Source organism: Streptomyces dioscori, from assembly GCF_003024195.1.
GTDB lineage: Bacteria > Actinomycetota > Actinomycetes > Streptomycetales > Streptomycetaceae > Streptomyces > Streptomyces dioscori.
On the sequence record NZ_KZ679042.1, the window covers coordinates 438,078 to 454,726 of the forward strand.

General features: G+C 70.1%; 14 protein-coding genes. 12 read left to right on the top strand and 2 right to left on the bottom strand.

Annotated elements, in window-relative coordinates; all coding sequences use genetic code 11:
* The first annotated feature begins 358 nt into the window (after window positions 1-358).
* From C6Y14_RS15770 to C6Y14_RS15795, 6 genes are all read left to right on the top strand, one after another.
* Window positions 359-1,372, top strand: a complete 1,014-nt coding sequence (locus C6Y14_RS15770; RefSeq protein WP_107017287.1) for a LacI family DNA-binding transcriptional regulator — start codon at window positions 359-361, stop codon at window positions 1,370-1,372.
* A gap of 165 nt (window positions 1,373-1,537) precedes the next feature.
* Window positions 1,538-2,629: an ABC transporter substrate-binding protein gene (locus C6Y14_RS15775; protein WP_107017288.1), complete on the top strand. Its 1,092-nt coding sequence runs from the start codon at window positions 1,538-1,540 to the stop codon at window positions 2,627-2,629.
* A gap of 1 nt (window position 2,630) precedes the next feature.
* Window positions 2,631-4,229, top strand: coding sequence for a sugar ABC transporter ATP-binding protein (locus C6Y14_RS15780; RefSeq protein ID WP_107017289.1), 1,599 nt, complete (start codon window positions 2,631-2,633; stop codon window positions 4,227-4,229).
* Window positions 4,222-5,184, top strand: a complete 963-nt coding sequence (locus C6Y14_RS15785; protein ID WP_107017290.1) for an ABC transporter permease — start codon at window positions 4,222-4,224, stop codon at window positions 5,182-5,184. The genes C6Y14_RS15780 and C6Y14_RS15785 overlap by 8 nt, the downstream gene beginning before the upstream one ends.
* 23 nt (window positions 5,185-5,207) lie before the next feature.
* Window positions 5,208-6,212: an ABC transporter permease gene (locus tag C6Y14_RS15790; protein ID WP_107017404.1), complete on the top strand. Its 1,005-nt coding sequence runs from the start codon at window positions 5,208-5,210 to the stop codon at window positions 6,210-6,212.
* A gap of 249 nt (window positions 6,213-6,461) precedes the next feature.
* Complete coding sequence (locus C6Y14_RS15795; RefSeq protein WP_107017291.1) at window positions 6,462-7,550, top strand: glutamate--cysteine ligase 2; 1,089 nt, start codon at window positions 6,462-6,464, stop codon at window positions 7,548-7,550.
* Window positions 7,551-7,616: 66 nt separating this feature from the next.
* Here C6Y14_RS15795 and C6Y14_RS15800 read toward each other — a convergent pair whose 3' ends face one another.
* Window positions 7,617-9,431 (bottom strand): ABC transporter ATP-binding protein, encoded by a 1,815-nt coding sequence (locus tag C6Y14_RS15800; RefSeq protein ID WP_107017292.1) that lies wholly within the window; start codon window positions 9,429-9,431, stop codon window positions 7,617-7,619.
* 299 nt (window positions 9,432-9,730) lie between these two features.
* Between C6Y14_RS15800 and C6Y14_RS15805 the strand changes: the two genes are divergently transcribed.
* A complete protein-coding gene (locus tag C6Y14_RS15805; protein WP_107017293.1) occupies window positions 9,731-10,936 on the top strand; it encodes an FAD-dependent oxidoreductase in 1,206 nt (401 codons plus the stop codon).
* Between the two features lie 184 nt (window positions 10,937-11,120).
* Window positions 11,121-11,780, top strand: a complete 660-nt coding sequence (locus C6Y14_RS15810; protein WP_107017294.1) for a hypothetical protein — start codon at window positions 11,121-11,123, stop codon at window positions 11,778-11,780.
* A gap of 108 nt (window positions 11,781-11,888) precedes the next feature.
* On the opposite strand, the gene C6Y14_RS15815 is transcribed toward C6Y14_RS15810, so the two are convergent.
* Entirely contained in the window at window positions 11,889-12,452 is a 564-nt protein-coding gene (locus C6Y14_RS15815; protein ID WP_107017405.1) for a GNAT family N-acetyltransferase, read from the bottom strand.
* A gap of 73 nt (window positions 12,453-12,525) precedes the next feature.
* Between C6Y14_RS15815 and ligA the strand changes: the two genes are divergently transcribed.
* The 4 genes from ligA (at window position 12,526) to C6Y14_RS15830 (ending at window position 16,452) form a co-directional block, all read left to right on the top strand.
* Window positions 12,526-14,691, top strand: a complete 2,166-nt coding sequence (ligA, locus tag C6Y14_RS15820; RefSeq protein WP_199854745.1) for an NAD-dependent DNA ligase LigA — start codon at window positions 12,526-12,528, stop codon at window positions 14,689-14,691.
* A gap of 116 nt (window positions 14,692-14,807) precedes the next feature.
* Window positions 14,808-15,416 carry a hypothetical protein gene (locus C6Y14_RS15825; protein WP_107017296.1) on the top strand — a complete coding sequence of 203 codons (609 nt, stop codon included), beginning with the start codon at window positions 14,808-14,810 and terminating at the stop codon, window positions 15,414-15,416.
* 145 nt (window positions 15,417-15,561) lie between these two features.
* Window positions 15,562-15,708, top strand: coding sequence for a hypothetical protein (locus C6Y14_RS44530; RefSeq protein ID WP_189767551.1), 147 nt, complete (start codon window positions 15,562-15,564; stop codon window positions 15,706-15,708).
* A 303-nt stretch (window positions 15,709-16,011) separates the two neighbouring features.
* A complete protein-coding gene (locus tag C6Y14_RS15830) occupies window positions 16,012-16,452 on the top strand; it encodes a hypothetical protein (protein ID WP_159074261.1) in 441 nt (146 codons plus the stop codon).
* Window positions 16,453-16,649: the final 197 nt, after the last annotated feature.

Below are 16,649 nucleotides of genomic sequence, written 5' to 3' on the forward strand. Positions count from 1 at the left end.
CCCGGCGGTGTCACGACGCCCGGCACGCGTCCCCCGTCCGGGGGCCGGCGTCACCGGGCCCGGTCGGGGGTCCCACGCCCTTCAGGCAGTGCGGAAGCACCGAACGCCACTCCCCCGCGGAGGCCCACCGGAAGCCACCCGGGGCGGTGTCCGCAGAGTTCCGCCTGCCCCGCGGTCCGGGTGGACGACGGGGCTCTGCGGACACGTCCTAGGGTGAGGAAGGGTGGCGGCTCGGAGCTTCAGTCTGTACAACGTTGGAAGCAGAGGCAGTTGGCATGAGAGCACGGGCTCCCACCCGCTGTCCAGGTTCATGACACAGCTCCGGTCGCGGAGTTCCCGTCGATGCCGAGGAGAACCCTTGCGGGTCAGCCTGAAGGACGTGGCCGAACGGGCCGGCGTCTCGATCAAGACCGTTTCCAACGTCGTGAACAACTATCCGCACATCACCCCAGCGATGCGCGCCAAGGTCCAGGAGGCGATCGACGAGCTCGGCTACCGGCCGAACCTCACCGCACGGCATTTGCGCAAAGGCCGTACGGGCATCATCGCGCTGGCCGTCCCCGAGCTGGGCAACCCCTATTTCGCCGAGCTGGCGGGCGCGGTGATCGACGCCGCCGCCGAGCACGAGTTCACGGTCCTGCTCGACCACACACGGGGCGAACGTCAGCAGGAACTGCTGGTCAGCCAGGGTTTCCGGGCCCGGGTGATCGACGGTCTGATCCTCAGTCCGCTGGAGCTGGAGGCCGAGGACCTGCAGGGCCGGGCCGACGACGTACCCCTGGTGCTGCTCGGCGAGCGCGAGTACGGTCTGCCCTTCGACCACATCGCGATCGACAACGTCGCCGCCGCCAGGGCGGCGGTGCGCCATCTGCTCGACCGCGGCCGGACCCGGATCGCCTACCTCGGTGTGCGTACGGACTCCGCGAACCGTCCCGCCCATCTGCGGCTCGACGGCTGGCGTGCGGAGCTGGCGGCGGCGGGCCTCACCCCCGACGAGGACCTGATCGTGCCCGTCGGCGGCTGGGACCGGGACGACGGCGCCCGGGCCATGGCCGAGCTGCTGGACGCGGGGCACCGGCCCGACGCGGTCTTCGCCTTCAACGACCTCATCGCGATCGGCGCCATGCGGGTGCTGCACGAGCGCGGGCTCCGGGTGCCGTGGGACATCGCCGTGGTCGGCTTCGACGACATCGCCGAGAGCCGGTTCGGGGCCGTTTCGCTGACCACCATCGCGCCGGACAAGCAGGCGATCGCCCGGCTCGCGGTGGCCTCCCTGCTGCGCAGTCTTTCCGGCCGCCAGGACCCCGGCGGACGGGAACTCACGGCGGAGTTCCGGCTGGTGGAGCGGGAGAGCACCCTCGGACGGCGCTGACGGCAGGTCGAACGAATCGGTCGAGATTTCGGACGGAGGGGTTTACACGACCTCTCCAACGATGTAAAAACCTCCCCTGAACGCCGTGCACGCCGTATCGACCGTCAAGTGCCGAACTACCCGGGAGCGCTCTCAGCTCCAGGGCCGCGCCGTTTGGGGATCTCCATGAAGTCGACCGCATCTTCTCGTCGCACCACCGCTCGCGCTCTCCTCGCCACCGGCATCCTCACGAGCCTGGCACTCACCGGATGCACCAAGTCCGAGGACTCCTCCGACGACAAGGCCACCGAGCAGCAGGCCGACGCAGGTCAGGAGGTCGCCTCGCCGAGTGCCGGCTCCGGGCCCTCCTGCACCATCGACACGTTCGGGGGCGAGAAGCTCGATCTCAAGAACGCCACGGTCGGTTTCTCGCAGTCCGAGAAGGAGGCAAACCCCTTCCGGATCGCCGAGACCGCCTCGATCGAGGCGGAGGCGAAGAAGCGCGGCATCAAGCTCCTCACCGCCAACGCCCAGTCGCAGTTCTCCAAGCAGATCAGCGACGTCCAGGACCTCATCGCCAAGGGCGCCGACGTGCTGGTGATCGCCCCGCTCAACTCGGACGGCTGGGAGCCGGTGCTGAAGACGGCGGCGGCCAAGCACATCCCGATCGTCACGGTCGACCGCAAGATCAACGCGGAGGCCTGCAAGGACTATGTGAGCTTCATCGGCTCCGACTTCGTGGAGCAGGGCAAGCGGGCCGCCGACCAGATGATCGAGGCGACCGGCGGCAAGGGCGAGATCGCGATCCTGCTCGGCGCGGCGGGCAACAACGTCACCACGGAACGCACCAAGGGCTTCGTGGACCAGATCAAGGCGGAGGCCCCCGGCCTCAAGGTGGTCTTCCAGCAGACCGGCGAGTTCGCCCGCGAGAAGGGCCAGTCGGTCACCGAGAACCTCATCCAGTCCAAGCCCGGCATCAAGGGCATCTACGCCGAGAACGACGAGATGGGCCTCGGCGCCGTCAACGCCCTCAAGGGCGCGGGCAAGAAGGCCGGCGACGTGAAGATCGTGACCATCGACGGCACGCGCAACGCCGTCCAGGGCATCGTGGACGGCTGGATCAGCGGTGTGGTCGAGTCCAACCCGCGCTTCGGTCCGCTCGCCTTCCAGACCCTCGACAGCTTCACCAAGGGCGACGAGGTCGCGCAGGACATCGTCATCAAGGACACCGAGTACACCGAGGCCAACGCCGAGTCGGACATCGCCAAGGCCTACTGAGATGCTCTCCGTCACTGGCGTGTCCAAGCTCTTCCCCGGCGTGAAGGCGTTGTCCGACGTGGACTTCACCGCCCGCGCCGGGGAGGTGCACGCCCTCGTCGGCGAGAACGGCGCGGGCAAGTCGACCCTGATCAAAGTACTCACCGGCGTCTACCAGCCGGACACCGGCGAGGTCGTCCACAACGGCTCACCGGTCCGCTTCACGACCCCCCTGCAGGCCCAGCAGGCGGGCATCTCCACCATCTACCAGGAGGTCAACCTCGTCCCGCTGATGAGCGTGGCGCGCAACCTCCTGCTCGGCCGTGAACCGCGCGGCCGGCTCGGTCTCATCGACTTCCGCCGTATGCACCGGGAGGCCGACGAGGCCCTGCGGGGCCTCGGCATCCGGGTCGACGTGAGCCGTCCGCTGCGTGAACTGGGCGTCGGCGCCCAGCAGATGGTGGCCCTCGCACGGGCCGTCGCCATCGACGCCCGTGTCGTGATCATGGACGAGCCCACCTCCTCGCTCGAACCGCGCGAGGTGCGCACCCTGTTCGACGTGATCGGCATGCTCCGCGAGCGCGGCATCGCCGTGGTCTACGTCAGCCACCGCATGGACGAGCTGTACGAGATCTGCGACGCCGTCACCGTGCTGCGTGACGGCCGGGTGGTGCACACCGGACGGCTCGCCGACCTCGACCGGCTGCGGCTGGTCTCCCTGATGCTGGGCCGGGAGATCGGCGAGGTCCGCAGCGAAGGCCTGACCAAGTTCACCGGCTCGCACCAGGCGGCGGCCGAACCGGTGCTGCGCGCCGAGGGACTGACGATCCGTCACCAGTTGCACGACGTGTCGCTCGCCATCCGTCCGGGCGAGGTGGTGGGTCTCGGCGGACTCCTCGGCTCGGGTCGCAGTGAGACCGCGAGGGCGATCGCGGGCGCGCTGCCGACCGACTCCGGCCGGGTGTCGGTCGGCGGCGCGGCCGTGCGGACCGGTTCCACACCGGCCGCGATCCGCGCCGGCATCAGCCTGCTGCCGGAGGACCGCAAGGCCGAGGGCATCTCGCCCGGCCTCTCGGTGCGGGAGAACATCGCGCTGGCCGCCCTCCCCGGGCTCTCCCGGTTCGGTCTGGTGGACAACGCCCGTGTCGACAAGGTCGTCGACATGTTCGTCAAGCGGCTGCGCATCAAGTCCGCGGGGCCGCACCAGAAGGTCGGTGAGCTCTCCGGCGGCAACCAGCAGAAGGTGCTGCTGGCCCGCTGGCTCGCCATGCACCCGAAGGTGCTGCTCCTCGACGAGCCCACCCGGGGCATCGACGTGGGGGCCAAGGCGGAAGTGCAGTCCCTCATCGACGAACTCGCCGAGGAGGGGCTCGCCGTGCTGCTGATCTCCTCCGACACCGAGGAGCTGATCGAGGGCAGCGACCGGATCATCGTCCTCAAGGACGGGGTGGTGGTCGACGAGCTGACCGGCGACGCCGTCACCGAGGACGCGCTGATGCGCGCCATCGCCGCCGAGCCCTCGGCTCCCTCCGAACCGGCGGATCTCCCGGCATCACCGGACCTCCCGGCATCGCCGGACCTCTCGAAGAACGTGAAATCCGCTGGGAGCGCCCATGACTGACCTGACGCTGATCCGCGGTCAGGTGGACCGCGAGCGGCTGCTGCGCCTGCTCCAGGAGTACGGCGTCTACGCGGGCGTCGTGGCTCTGCTCGTCTTCAACTTCGTCTTCACCTCGAACTTCGTCTCGGCGGAGAACTTCCGCACCCAGGCCGTGCAGGTCGCGCCGGTCCTGATCGTGGCGCTCGGCATGGCGCTGGCGATCGGCACCGAGGGCGTCGACCTGTCGGTGGGCTCGGTGATGGCCCTGTCCACCTCGCTGCTGTCCCTGTACCTCGGCTACGGCCCGTGGCTCGCCGTTCTCATGGCGGTGGCGGGCGGCATCGTGATCGGCCTGGCGAACGGTTCACTGATCGCCTTCCTCGGCGTCCAGCCGATCGTCGCCACCCTGGCCCTCATGGTCGCCGGCCGCGGGATCGCGTTGGTGCTGCTCCCGCAGCTGGAGGACGTACGCGATCCGGGAATGGCCTCGCTCGGCTCCGGTGACGTGCTGGGGGTGCCGTACCTCGTCCTCATCGCGGCGGGCCTGGCGCTGCTGGTGGCCTTCGTGGTGCGCCGCACGACCTTCGGGCGGCAGCTGCTCGCCGTCGGCGACAGCAGGCCCGCGGCACGCCTCGCGGGACTGCCGGTGCGCCGGGTCCTCATCGTGGTGTACGCGTGCTCCGGCGCGCTGGCCGCGGTGGCGGGTGTCCTCGCCACCGCCCGGCTGACGGCCAGCGATCCCACCTCGCTGGGCAACCTCATGGAACTGTCGGCGATCACGGCGGTGGTCGTCGGCGGCACTCCCCTGTCCGGGGGCCGTGTACGCATCGGCGGCACGGTCGCCGGGGCCGTGCTGATCCAGCTGCTGACCACCACGCTCATCAAGCACGACCTGCAACCGTCGTGGACGCAGATGGCCCAGGCCGTGGTGATCATCGCCGCCGTCTACGCGGCCCGTGAACGGGGGAAGCGATGACCACCGGGACCACAGAGGCCGACATGCGGCCGGCCCCAGTCCACCAGGAGCCCGACAAGATCGACGCCCCCACCCGCGCCGAACGCTTCAGCGCCCTCGCCCAGCAGCACGGCGCCCTGGTCACCCTCCTGGTGGCCATGGTGGCGGCGTCACTGAGCTTCGACACCTTCCTGACCGGTGACAACCTGGAGAACATGGCGCTGTCCTCGGCCTTCCTGGCCGTGGTCGCGCTCGGCATGACGTTCGTCATCGTCACCGGTGGCATCGACCTGTCGGTCGGCTCGCTCTTCGCCCTAGGCGGGGTGCTGGCGGCCTGGGGCTCGCAGTACGGCACGGCGGTGGCCCTGCTGCTCCCGCTCGCGGTGTGCGGGCTGATCGGGGTCGTCAACGGCCTGCTCATCGCCCGGTCGGGACTGGCCCCCTTCATCGTCACCCTGGCCGCCATGCTCGGGGCGCGCGGCATCCTGCTGGCGATCACCGACGAGGGCTCGAAGACCTACCTCGTCGACAAGGACTCGTTCTTCGCGACCCTCGGGCAGGGCTCGCTGCTCGGCATCGGCGTACCGATCTGGATCACGGTGGCCCTGTTCGTCCTCGGCGCCGTCGTCCTGCGCCTCACCAGATTCGGTCAGTACGTGTACGCGGTCGGCGGCAACGAGGACGCGGCGGCCCTGATGGGCGCCCCCGTGGCCCGTACGAAGATCACCGTGTACGCCCTGTCGGGACTGTGCGCCGGTCTCGCGGGCGCGCTCAACGCGGCCTGGCTGGTGTCGGGCGTGACGATCCTCGGGTCAGGCATGGAGCTGGAGGCCATCTCGGCGGTCGTCATCGGCGGCACCCTGCTCTCCGGCGGCTTCGGTTTCGTCAGCGGTTCCCTGGTCGGTGTGCTCCTGCTCAAGGTGATCCAGAACGTCATCAACCAGATCGGCTCCCTGGACTCCGCGTACCAGCAGGTGGTCAGCGGTGCCTTCCTCGCCGTGGTCGTGGTGGCCCAGACCTGGCTGGGGCGCAGGCGCCGGGTGCTGTGAACCGGCCCCGTCCGGGCGGCGTCGCTGCCGCCCGGCCGGGGCCGAGGCATGTCACGTGCGCCATGGTCCTCACCGTCCTGTCCCAGGGCCGCGCGGCAGAGCCGCGCGGCGTACGCGCAAACCCTCTCGGCCACCGGGTGTCCACCCGCTGTTCCAGGGCATTCGGAACCGCGGGGGGAGTTGTCGGCCTCCGCCTTCCCGGCATTCTGCGTCGCCGTCACCGGTGACCCTTATGAGAGGCTTTGTCACGTGCGTACCGTGGGAGTGGAAGAAGAACTTCTCCTGGTCGATCCCGAGACCGGAGAACCACAGGCGCTGTCCGCCGCGGTACTGGCTCGCGCCGCCAGGGACGATCCGTCGGAGGAGACGTTCGAGAAGGAGCTGCACACCCAGCAGCTCGAATTCGCCACCGCCCCGCAGGCGGACATGACTCAACTCGGCGCGGAGATCGTCCGGTGCCGCAAGGAGGCGGCGCGGGTCGCGGGGGACATCGGAGCCACCGTCGTCGCGCTCGCCACCTCGCCCCTGCCGGTCAGCCCTTCGGTCAGCATGAATGCCCGGTACCAGTGGATGGTCGAGGAGTTCGGCCTGCCCGCTCAGGAGCAGCTGGTCTGCGGCTGCCACATCCATGTGTCGGTGGAGTCCGACGACGAGGGCGCCGCGGTGCTCGACCGCATCCGCCCCTGGCTGTCCGTGCTGACCGCGCTCAGCACGAACTCCCCTTTCTGGCAGGGCAAGGACAGCGTCTACAGCAGCTACCGGAGCCGGGTGTGGATGCGCTGGCCGATGGCCGGCCCCACGGAACTCTTCGGTTCGGCCGACGCCTACCACCGGCGGATCGACGACATGGTGGCCACGGGGGTGCTGAAGGACCGGGGCATGGTCTATTACGACGCGCGGATCGCCGAGCGGTACCCCACCGTCGAGATCCGGGTGTCGGACGTCTGCCTGGAGGCGAGCACCGCGACCCTGCTGGCCACCCTCACCCGTGGACTCGTCGAGACCGCGGCCCGCGAGTGGCGTGCGGGAACCGCCCCGGCGGCACACCCCGTGGAACTGCTGCGCCTGGCCGCCTGGCGGGCCGCACGGTCGGGGCTTGAGGAGGACCTGCTGCACCCCTTGACCATGCGGCCGGCGCCTGCCGGGGACGTGGTGCGCGCGCTGCTGGAACACGTCGGCCCCGCTCTGGACGACAGCGGTGACACCGACCCTGTGCACAAGGCCGCGACGGACCTGCTGCGTGACGGCAACGGCGCCCGGGTCCAGCGCGAGATCCTGGAGCGGACCGGCAGCCTGGGTGACGTGGTCAGGGAGTGCGTGCGGCGCACGCAGACCTGAGAGCACATCGACCGCACCGGCCACCGACGGATCGTGTGTGGCCGGTGCGGTCGGTTCACGGCACGGTCAGTGCACGGGCTCCGGGGTGGGCCCGTCGTCGAGGAAGCCCCCCGACTGGTGCTGCCAGAGCTTGGCGTAGGCGCCGGCGGAGGCGAGCAGTTCCTGGTGGGTGCCCTGTTCGACGATGCGTCCACGGTCGAGGACGACGAGCCGGTCCATGGTGGCGACCGTGCTGAGCCGGTGCGCCACGACGAGCGCCGTCCGTCCTTCCATGAGCCTCCACAGCGCTTCCTGGACCAGGACCTCGCTCTCGGAGTCCAGCGCGCTGGTGGCCTCGTCGAGGAGCAGGATCGGCGCGTCACGAAGGATCGCCCGGGCGAGCGCGACCCGCTGGCGCTGTCCGCCCGACAGCTTGACCCCGCGCTCGCCCACCATGGTGTCGAAGCCCTGCGGCAGGGCGTCGGCGAACTCCGTGACGTGCGCGATCTCGGCCGCACGCCGGATCTCCCGGTCCGTGGCGTCCGGCCGGGCGAAGGCGATGTTGTCCCGCAGCGAACGGTGGAACATCGCCGGATCCTGCGGCACATAGGCGATGAGGCTGCGCAGCTCGGCCTGGCGCAGCCTGCTGATGTCCTGTCCCCCGATCAGGATCCGGCCGGCGTCGAGGTCCGTCATCCTCAGCAGCAGCCTGCTGAGTGTGGTCTTGCCGCCGCCGGACCGGCCGACGAGACCGATCTTCGTGCCGCTGGGCACCGCCAGTTCGAGTCCCTGGAAGAGGGGTCCCGCCCCCGCGTGGGCGAAGGTCACCTCCTCGAAGTGGACGTCGGCGGCCTGGGACAGCAGCGGCTCCGGAGGCACCGGGTCCAGCACGGTCGGCGGCAGCAGCAGCAGTTCGGTGAACTGCCCCGCCTCCGTCATCGAACTCTCCAGACGGCGGTACACCTGATTGAACTCGAACATGATCCGCGTCGCGTTCGAGTAGTACGTGAAGGCCACCACGACCGCCTCCACACCGTGTCCGCTGCCCGCGAGGGCGACCGCGAGCAACAGGCCCAGCGCGTTGGTGAGTACGGACATGGGTGCGACGAGTGTGTCGATGCGCAGGTTGCCGTAGTCCCACGCCCGCAGGGTGAGCCGCCTCGACTCGGCGACCCGGGAACGGTGTTCGGCGGCTTCGCGCTCCTCGGCCGCGAACGCGCGGACCGTGTCCATGTTCATCAGGCTGTCGGCGACATGGCCGGACACCCGTGCGATCGCCTCCTCGCGCCGGTCGACCAGGGCCTGCCGGCGGCGGATCAGCGGCACCACGCACAGCGCGGTCAGCACGAGCATCGTCAACAGGCCGACGACGAGCAGAGGTTCGTACCGCCAGAGGATCACCGATCCGAACGCGAGAGGCACCACGCGTCCCACGACCTGGAACGTCAGTGTGTCGACGAACTCCTCGAACCGGGAGGCGAAGCTCAGCACCCGCTTGGTCAGCGACCCGGCGAAGTTGTCGTGGAAGAAGGCCGCGTCCTTGGCGAACAGCTCGTCCATGCCGATCACGTACAGGTTCTCGATGCCGCGCGCGGCAAGCCGGTTCAGGCAGTGCAGGCCCAGCCGCCACAGCGCTTCCCCGAGCAGCAGGACGCCGGCGAAACCGAGGACGTAAGGGAGTGCGGCGGTGACCGTGATGCCGCCTTCGGTGGCGATCCTGGCGACGAGTTTCGCGACGATGAGCGGCGCGATGTAGTTGATGCCGATGTTGCCCATGGCGGGCAGCAGCATGGCCGGTACGGAGAACAGCCGTAACCGGGCCAGCTCCCGTCCGTAGTGACGAAGTGCCAGGAGCACCGCGCCCCTGCGTGGTTGGACCCTGCGTGTGTCAGGCGATCCCATCCCACCCCCGAGTGGTGTCAAGGCGGCCCGTCGCCCGTTCCTCCGGTGAATCGCCGTTGCGGCACGCCGACAACAGGTGTGAGTACGGGTGGGCCGGTACGGGAATTGTCCCGCGTCAACACCCGCCGAGTCCAAGTGTTTTGCGGCTCGTACACCCATACGCATGTGCGAAGTCGGTGACCGCGTTCCCCTTCCGTCAACGGCGCGCCACAGCCCTCACACCTCGCGGGAGGCACACCTGCAGATGCGGGCATACAGTGCGAACGAGGGTCCGTACGGCTACGAGTGGGGGATACGACGTGGTGCGCACACTTGTCATCGGTGGCGGGATCGCCGGCACGGCTGCCGCGCTGGCTCTGCACAAGGCGGGTTCGGACGTCACCGTTCACGAGGCCCATCCCGACTCGGCCGAGGACATCGGGGCGTTCCTCACCCTCGCGAGCAACGGCATGCGGGCCCTCGCCCAGCTCGACGCCGCCGCCGCGGTCACCGCGGTCGGCTTCCCGCTGCGTTCGATGCGCGTCCTCGACGACACCGGCGCCACGGTGGCCCATGTGCCGCTCGGCGAGGCCGGTGACCCGCTCCTGCGGTACCGGTGCCTGCACCGGGGCGAACTCGCCGCCGCGCTGCAGGCGGAGGCCGCACGCCGGGGCATCGGCATCCGGCACGGAGCACGTCTCGCGTCCGTCCGGCACACTCCGGACGCGGTCACCGCGCACTTCACCGACGGCAGCACCGCGACCGGTGACCTGCTCGTCGCGGCGGACGGACTGAACTCCGTCGTACGACAGGGGTTCGCCCCTGATGTGCGGCCCCGTCACGCGGGACAGCGTGTCTTCTACGGCTACACCGACGACGCGCTCCTGGCCGAGGAGAACGCCGGGGAGAGCGAGCGCATCACCATGGTGCGGGGCAGCGGGACCGCCTTCGGCTACGCGGTGTCGCCGGCCGGGGAGACGTACTGGTTCGCGCGCGTGCCCGGTGAACCCCTGACCGCCGAGGAGATCGCCCACGGCACACCCGGCCACTGGCGCGAGCAGCTCCTGCCGCTGCTGCGCAAGGACACCACCCCTGCCGCGGGTGTCGTCGCGGCCACCACCGACCGCCTCATGGTCACCGACGCCACGGAGATCCCCACCGGTACGCCCTGGCGCTCCGGCCGCGTCCTGACCATCGGTGACGCGGCCCACGCGGCCTCCCCCGCGACCGGACAGGGTGCCTCGATGGCCCTGGAGGACGCGGTCGTCCTCGCGAAGTCCCTGCGCGACGCACCCGGCACCGAGGCCGCGCTGTCCCTGTACGAGTCACTGCGCCGCCCCCGCGTCGAGGAGAACGTCACCGTCAGCGGAAACATCTCACGGGGCACTCCCCCGTCGCCCCGTCCCGGCCGGGGCGCCCCCGCGTCACGGCCGGGCGATGACGACCTCGTCCGGCACCTGGACTGGCACACCGACCTCTGGACCGAGTGCGGGAGCAACACACCTGGATCGCCGTCTGACCAGTAGGCACATGACACACACCAGGAACAGCCCGTTCCCCACATGCGTAGTATCTCTACACTGGCGCAAAGCGCGCAGTTGAGTCCTTCGGACGGACCAGCCCTGACAGACACCACCCCGCTCTCCACCCGCACACGGACGTGCAGCCCCCATTCGCACATGTGTCGGCGGACCGAGAAAGGCTCCACTCATGTCTGAGAACCAGATCTCCACCACGGAACTCACCTCGCAGTACATCGCACAGGTGACCAACGACCTGGAGCGCAACGGCAAGGAGCAGGAGCGCATCGCGACGGACATCGCGGCTCTGCAGGAGCAGTTGCTGGCTCTGCAGCACGACCACTCGGTGCTGGTGAACATGCACCAGGCGCTCGGTGGTACGAGCCCCGTCGCCGGGTCCACCCCCGCGGTGCCCTCCGTACCGAGTCAGTCCTCCGCCCGGACCAAGCAGCCCAGGACGGCCAAGGAGGTCAAGCAGGTCAAGGAGGCCAGGGCCACCAAGCCGAAGAAGGCGGCTGCCACGAGCACGAAGAAGGCCGAGGCCAAGAAGCCCGAGACCGGCGGGAGCGGCAAGGCCGCGGCCAAGGCACCGAAGACAACCGCTCAGCCGAGCCTCGTCGATCTGATCCGCGGCCACCTCGAAGCGCAGAACGAGCCGCGCTCCGCCGCCGAGGTCACCACCGCGCTCACCGCGGCCCACCCGGAGCGCACCATCAAGACCACCGTCGTGCGCACCACCCTCGAAAACCTGGTCGCCCGCAGCAGCGCCCACCGCAACAAGCAGGGCTCCTCGGTCTTCTACACCGCCGCCACCGACACCAAGGCCGAGCCCGCCGCGGCGGCCAACTGACCTTCCTCGTCGGCGCACTGCCCCGAGGCCACCGGCACGCTCAGTGGCGTTCGTTCGCGTACGCCATTGCGTGCCGGGGCCGCCGACGGCCGAGGTGTCCGCGGTCGGTCATGTCACGGTCGGACGGGCCGGGTGCAGGTGGGTGAACTCGTCGGCGAGCATGCCCATCATGACCACGTCGTGATGCCGGCCGGCGAAGAACACCTGGTCGCGCAGCCGCCCCTCCTCGACGAAACCGAGTCTGCGTTGCAGTGTCAGCGACGCCTCGTTGTGCGCGAAGACCCGCGCCTGGCACTTGTGGAAGCGCCGCTCGTCGAACATGTAACGCAGCAGCAGTGTCGCGGCCTCTGTCGCATATCCCCTGCGCCGGTGCTCCGTGCCCAGCGAGATGCCGTACTCGAACCAGCCCGCGCGCGCGTCGGCGTGATGCGAACCGACCACACCCACCGGCTGTCCCGTCTCGACGGCCTCGATCAGCAGGATGAAGCGGTCGCTGTCGGGGGCGGCGAGCGCCAGTTCCTTCGCGCGGGCACGATGGCCCTCGGCGGAGCGGGGAGCCTGCACCAGGTCGCCGAGGCGCTCCTCGTCCGCCTCGAAGCGCATGAGCGCCGTCCAGTCGTCGGGCTCGACACCACGCAGCCGTACTCGCTCACCGGTCCAGAAGGATGTCATCCCCCATTGGAGCACGCCCGGTCCGAAGGCCAGGCCGGGGCCGTTGTCAGTGGTGGCAGGCAGGATGACCCTCATGACCTCACCAGTTGCAGTGATCGTGGATGCCGTCGCCTACGCACAGGCCGTCGAGGACGCCGTGAAGGCGTCGGCCGCCTACTACACGGGCGGCACCTCGCCGATGGACGACGACACCTACGACCGGCTCGTGCGCGCCATCACCGACTGGGAGGCCGAGCACCCCGACGAGGTGCTGCCCGGCTCGCCGAGCGGGAAGGTCGCCGGCGGCGCGGTGGACGGCGACGTGCCGCACACGGTGGCGATGCTCAGTCTGGACAACGTGTTCTCGGCCGAGGAGTTCACCGCCTGGACGGCGTCGCTGGCCCGGCGCGTGGGCCATGACGTGGAGCGGTTCAGCGTCGAACCGAAGCTCGACGGCCTGGCGATCGCCGCCCGGTACACCGCCGGCCGCCTGGAGCGGCTGATCACCCGCGGGGACGGGACGGCCGGGGAGGACGTCTCGCACGCGATCGGCACCGTCGAGGGCCTGCCCGAGGTACTGGCCGAGCCCGTGACGGTGGAGGTGCGGGGTGAAGTCCTGATGACCACGGCCCAGTTCGAGCACGCCAACGAGGTGCGCACGGCGCACGGCGGACAGCCGTTCGCGAACCCGCGCGGCGCCTCGGCAGGCACCCTGAGAGCCAAGGAGCGTGCCTACACCGTGCTGATGACGTTCTTCGGTTACGGGCTGCTGCCCCTGCCGGACACGGACGCCGAGCAGGCCGGGCGGCTGCACGAGCTGTCCCACAGCGAACTGATGGACCGCGCCGCGGAACTCGGGGTGAACACCACCGCGGGCACCGCCGTGCCCAGTACCACCGCCGCGACGGCCGAGCAGGTCCTGGCCCGGGTGCAGGAGATCGCAGCGCTGCGCGCCGCGCTGCCGTTCGGTATCGACGGGATCGTCGTCAAGGCGGATCTGGCCGCCGACCAGCAGGCCGCCGGTTCGGGTTCGCGCGCCCCGCGCTGGGCCATCGCCTACAAGCTGCCGGCTGTGGAGAAGATCACCCGGCTCCTTGAGGTCGAGTGGAACGTGGGCCGCACCGGCATCATCGCGCCGCGCGCCGTCCTCGAACCGGTCGTCATCGACGGGGCCACCATCACCTACGCCACCCTCCACAACCCGGCCGACATCACCCGGCGCGACCTGCGCCTGGGCGACCATGTCATGGTCCACCGCGCCGGTGACGTCATCCCCCGTATCGAAGCCCCCGTCGCCCATCTGCGCACGGGGGACGAACAGCCCATCGTCTTCCCCGAGGTGTGTCCGCGGTGCGGCAGCGGCATCGACACCGGTGAGCAGCGCTGGCGCTGCGAGAACGGCCGCAACTGCCACCTGGTCGCCTCCCTCTCGTACGCGGCCGGCCGTGATCAGCTCGACATCGAGGGTCTCGGTCACACCCGCGTCGTGCAGCTCGTCGAGGCGAAGCTGGTGGCCGATCTCGCGGATCTGTTCACCCTCACCCGCGATCAGCTGCTGGGCCTGGAGCGGATGGGTGGGACGAGCACCGACAACCTCCTGGCGGCGCTCACCACGGCCAAGGGGCGTCCGCTGTCACGGGTGTTGTGCGCCCTCGGCGTACGGGGCACGGGGCGGTCGATGTCCCGGCGCATCGCCCGTCACTTCGCCACGATGGACCACGTCCGCGCGGCCGACGCAGCGTCGATGCAGCAGGTCGACGGCATCGGCACGGAGAAGGCCCCGTCCATCGTCGCCGAACTCGCCGAGCTGGCCCCGCTCATCGACAAGCTGATCGCCGCCGGGGTGAACATGACCGAGCCGGGTGCCACTCCCCCGAGCGCTGCGACGGCCGAGGGCTCCGAGGGGGCCTCGGGCAGCTCCCAGGGCTCCGAGGGCTCGGCCGGTTCAGGGGGTCAAGAGGGTTCCGCGGGTACGGAGGGGGCGGCGCCGGCGGGCGGGCCGCTGGCCGGGATGACGGTGGTGGTGACCGGCGCGATGACCGGCGTACTGGAGAAGCTCAGCCGCAACCAGATGAACGAACTGATCGAACGGGCCGGAGGCCGCTCCTCCTCCAGCGTCTCCAAGAAGACCACCCTGGTGGTGGCGGGAGAGGGCGCCGGATCCAAGCGCGCCAAGGCCGAGACCCTCGGCATCCGGCTGGCCACCCCCGACGAGTTCGCCGAGCTCGTCACCGACCACCTCGAACAGCCCGCCCAGTAGTTCACCCCCGGCCGACCGTGCTCCGCACGCTCCCGGCCGGGGTCGCTGGCGCAGGACCGGGCCGCCGTGACAGGCTCTGCGTCGCTCGTGAACAGGCTGTTGGTGAGGGGAAATCCGTGGACACGCAGACGTGGGACGCACTGGTCGCATCGATGAAGAACGCGTACACCGCGGATCTGGCTCAAGGGAGGGCGCCTCGCCCGGTCATCATGCCGCTGGTCCGCGGCGAACTGGTCGGGCTCGTCTGGCTCCGCCCGGCCAAGACCGGCGAGGACGCCATGACCGCGATCGTCGAGCTCTCGAACGTCGCCGCGGCGGCGGGCGCGGACGAGGTCGTGCTCGCCTGGGACACCCAGAACGTCGCGACCGAATGCGGGCTTCCGGTCATCGGCCCGGCACCCTGCCTGAATCTGGTGCACGCCACGAAGGACGGCCACGTACTGCATCAGTTCCCCTGCACGCACCAGCCCGTGAAGGCCACGCCCGAGGGGCCGACCATGCCCGAAGGCTCGGGCACGGTCGAGGGTCCGGGCACGGTCGAGCCCTTGTGGCTGCCCGCCCCCGCGCCGCAGCCCGGTGGCGAGCTCGCCCCGCCGCTCCAGGCCGCCCTCACCTACTCCTTCACCCCCCTCGACCTCGACCACCCCTCCCCCTTCGGTGTCACCGTCCTCCTCATGGAGGACGACGGCTACGCCGTGCACCTCACCGACAGCTTCGCCCTGTGACCCAGGTGCCCCACCAGGCTGTCTGCGCTGTCCGCACCGGGTTCTGGGCAAGAGCGGAGGCGGGTTGCCGTTGTGGTCTCCCCGAGGCGGGGTATACGGAGCTGTGCACGGACCGCACCACCGCCCCCGGCCCAGGAGTAGAGCCATGGCAGGCATCATGAACAAGATCAAGCAGTTCGCCCGGAGCCCGCAGGGACGGCGCACCATCGAGCAGGCACGCCGCGCCTCCGCCGATCCGCGTCGCCGGGCCCAGGCCCAGCGACTGCTGGGCAAGCTGCGCGGACGACGCTGACCTCGACCGAGCGGGCCCGTTCCCGACTCCCGGACAACGAGAAGACCCCACCCGAAGAACTTCGGGTGGGGTCTTTCCTGAGCGCCGGGCAGGCCTTGCACCTGCATTTCCCCGCAGGAAGCGGGGCGTCTTTCCTTGGACCACCGACGCGAGACGGGCCCGTACTTGGCGGCTCGCTCAAGATCGAGTCTAGCAGCATTCCCGGCTCGCTCTGCACACCCGTGCGACAGGGAAGCGTGAAGGCCGTGAAGGCCTGGAACACATTCTCCGTTTGCCGAACGCAGAGCCGGATACCCGGTGTTCATGGCTGGAGCGAACAACAAAACCACGAACGGACAGTCGCCCACCGCGCATGCGCGAGCGGCGAAGACCACCGTGACCGAAGGTGCCACGGCGCCCGCGAAGGAGTCACAGAAGGCCGCCACCGAGGCGGTGAAGAACGCCGGGGACGCTGCCGGGGCCGTCGGCCGTGGCAGCAGGGAAGCCCTGGTGAACCTCGGCGGAGTCGCGTCGCAGAAGGCCAAGGAAACGGCCAGGACGGTGCAGGGCGGGGTCTCCACGGCCGCTCAGCAGACGGTCGGGAAGGCCGGCGTCGTCTGGACCCTCCTGAAGGCCAGGAAGGTCGTGGCGGCCGGCGCCGGCGCGGGGACCGCGGCTGTGGTCCTCTGCTCCTACACCGTGGGCCGGCGTGCCGGTCTGCGGCAGCGAGGCCCGCTTTCCCGTCTCAGCGGCGGTCGTCTCTGAGCGACAGGACGCCGCCAAGGCACCTGCTCGCAGGCCCGTCGGAGCTTCTGCTCCGGCGGGCCTGTCGGCGTGCGGCCGTCCCGCCCTGCCTCCCCCGGTGCGAACGGATCGCCGCCGGAACCTGATCACCGTGCTGTGCGTCGTTACGGGCACGTCAGGTTCATGTTCATGGCGAGGGGTTCATGGCATGGGGTTCA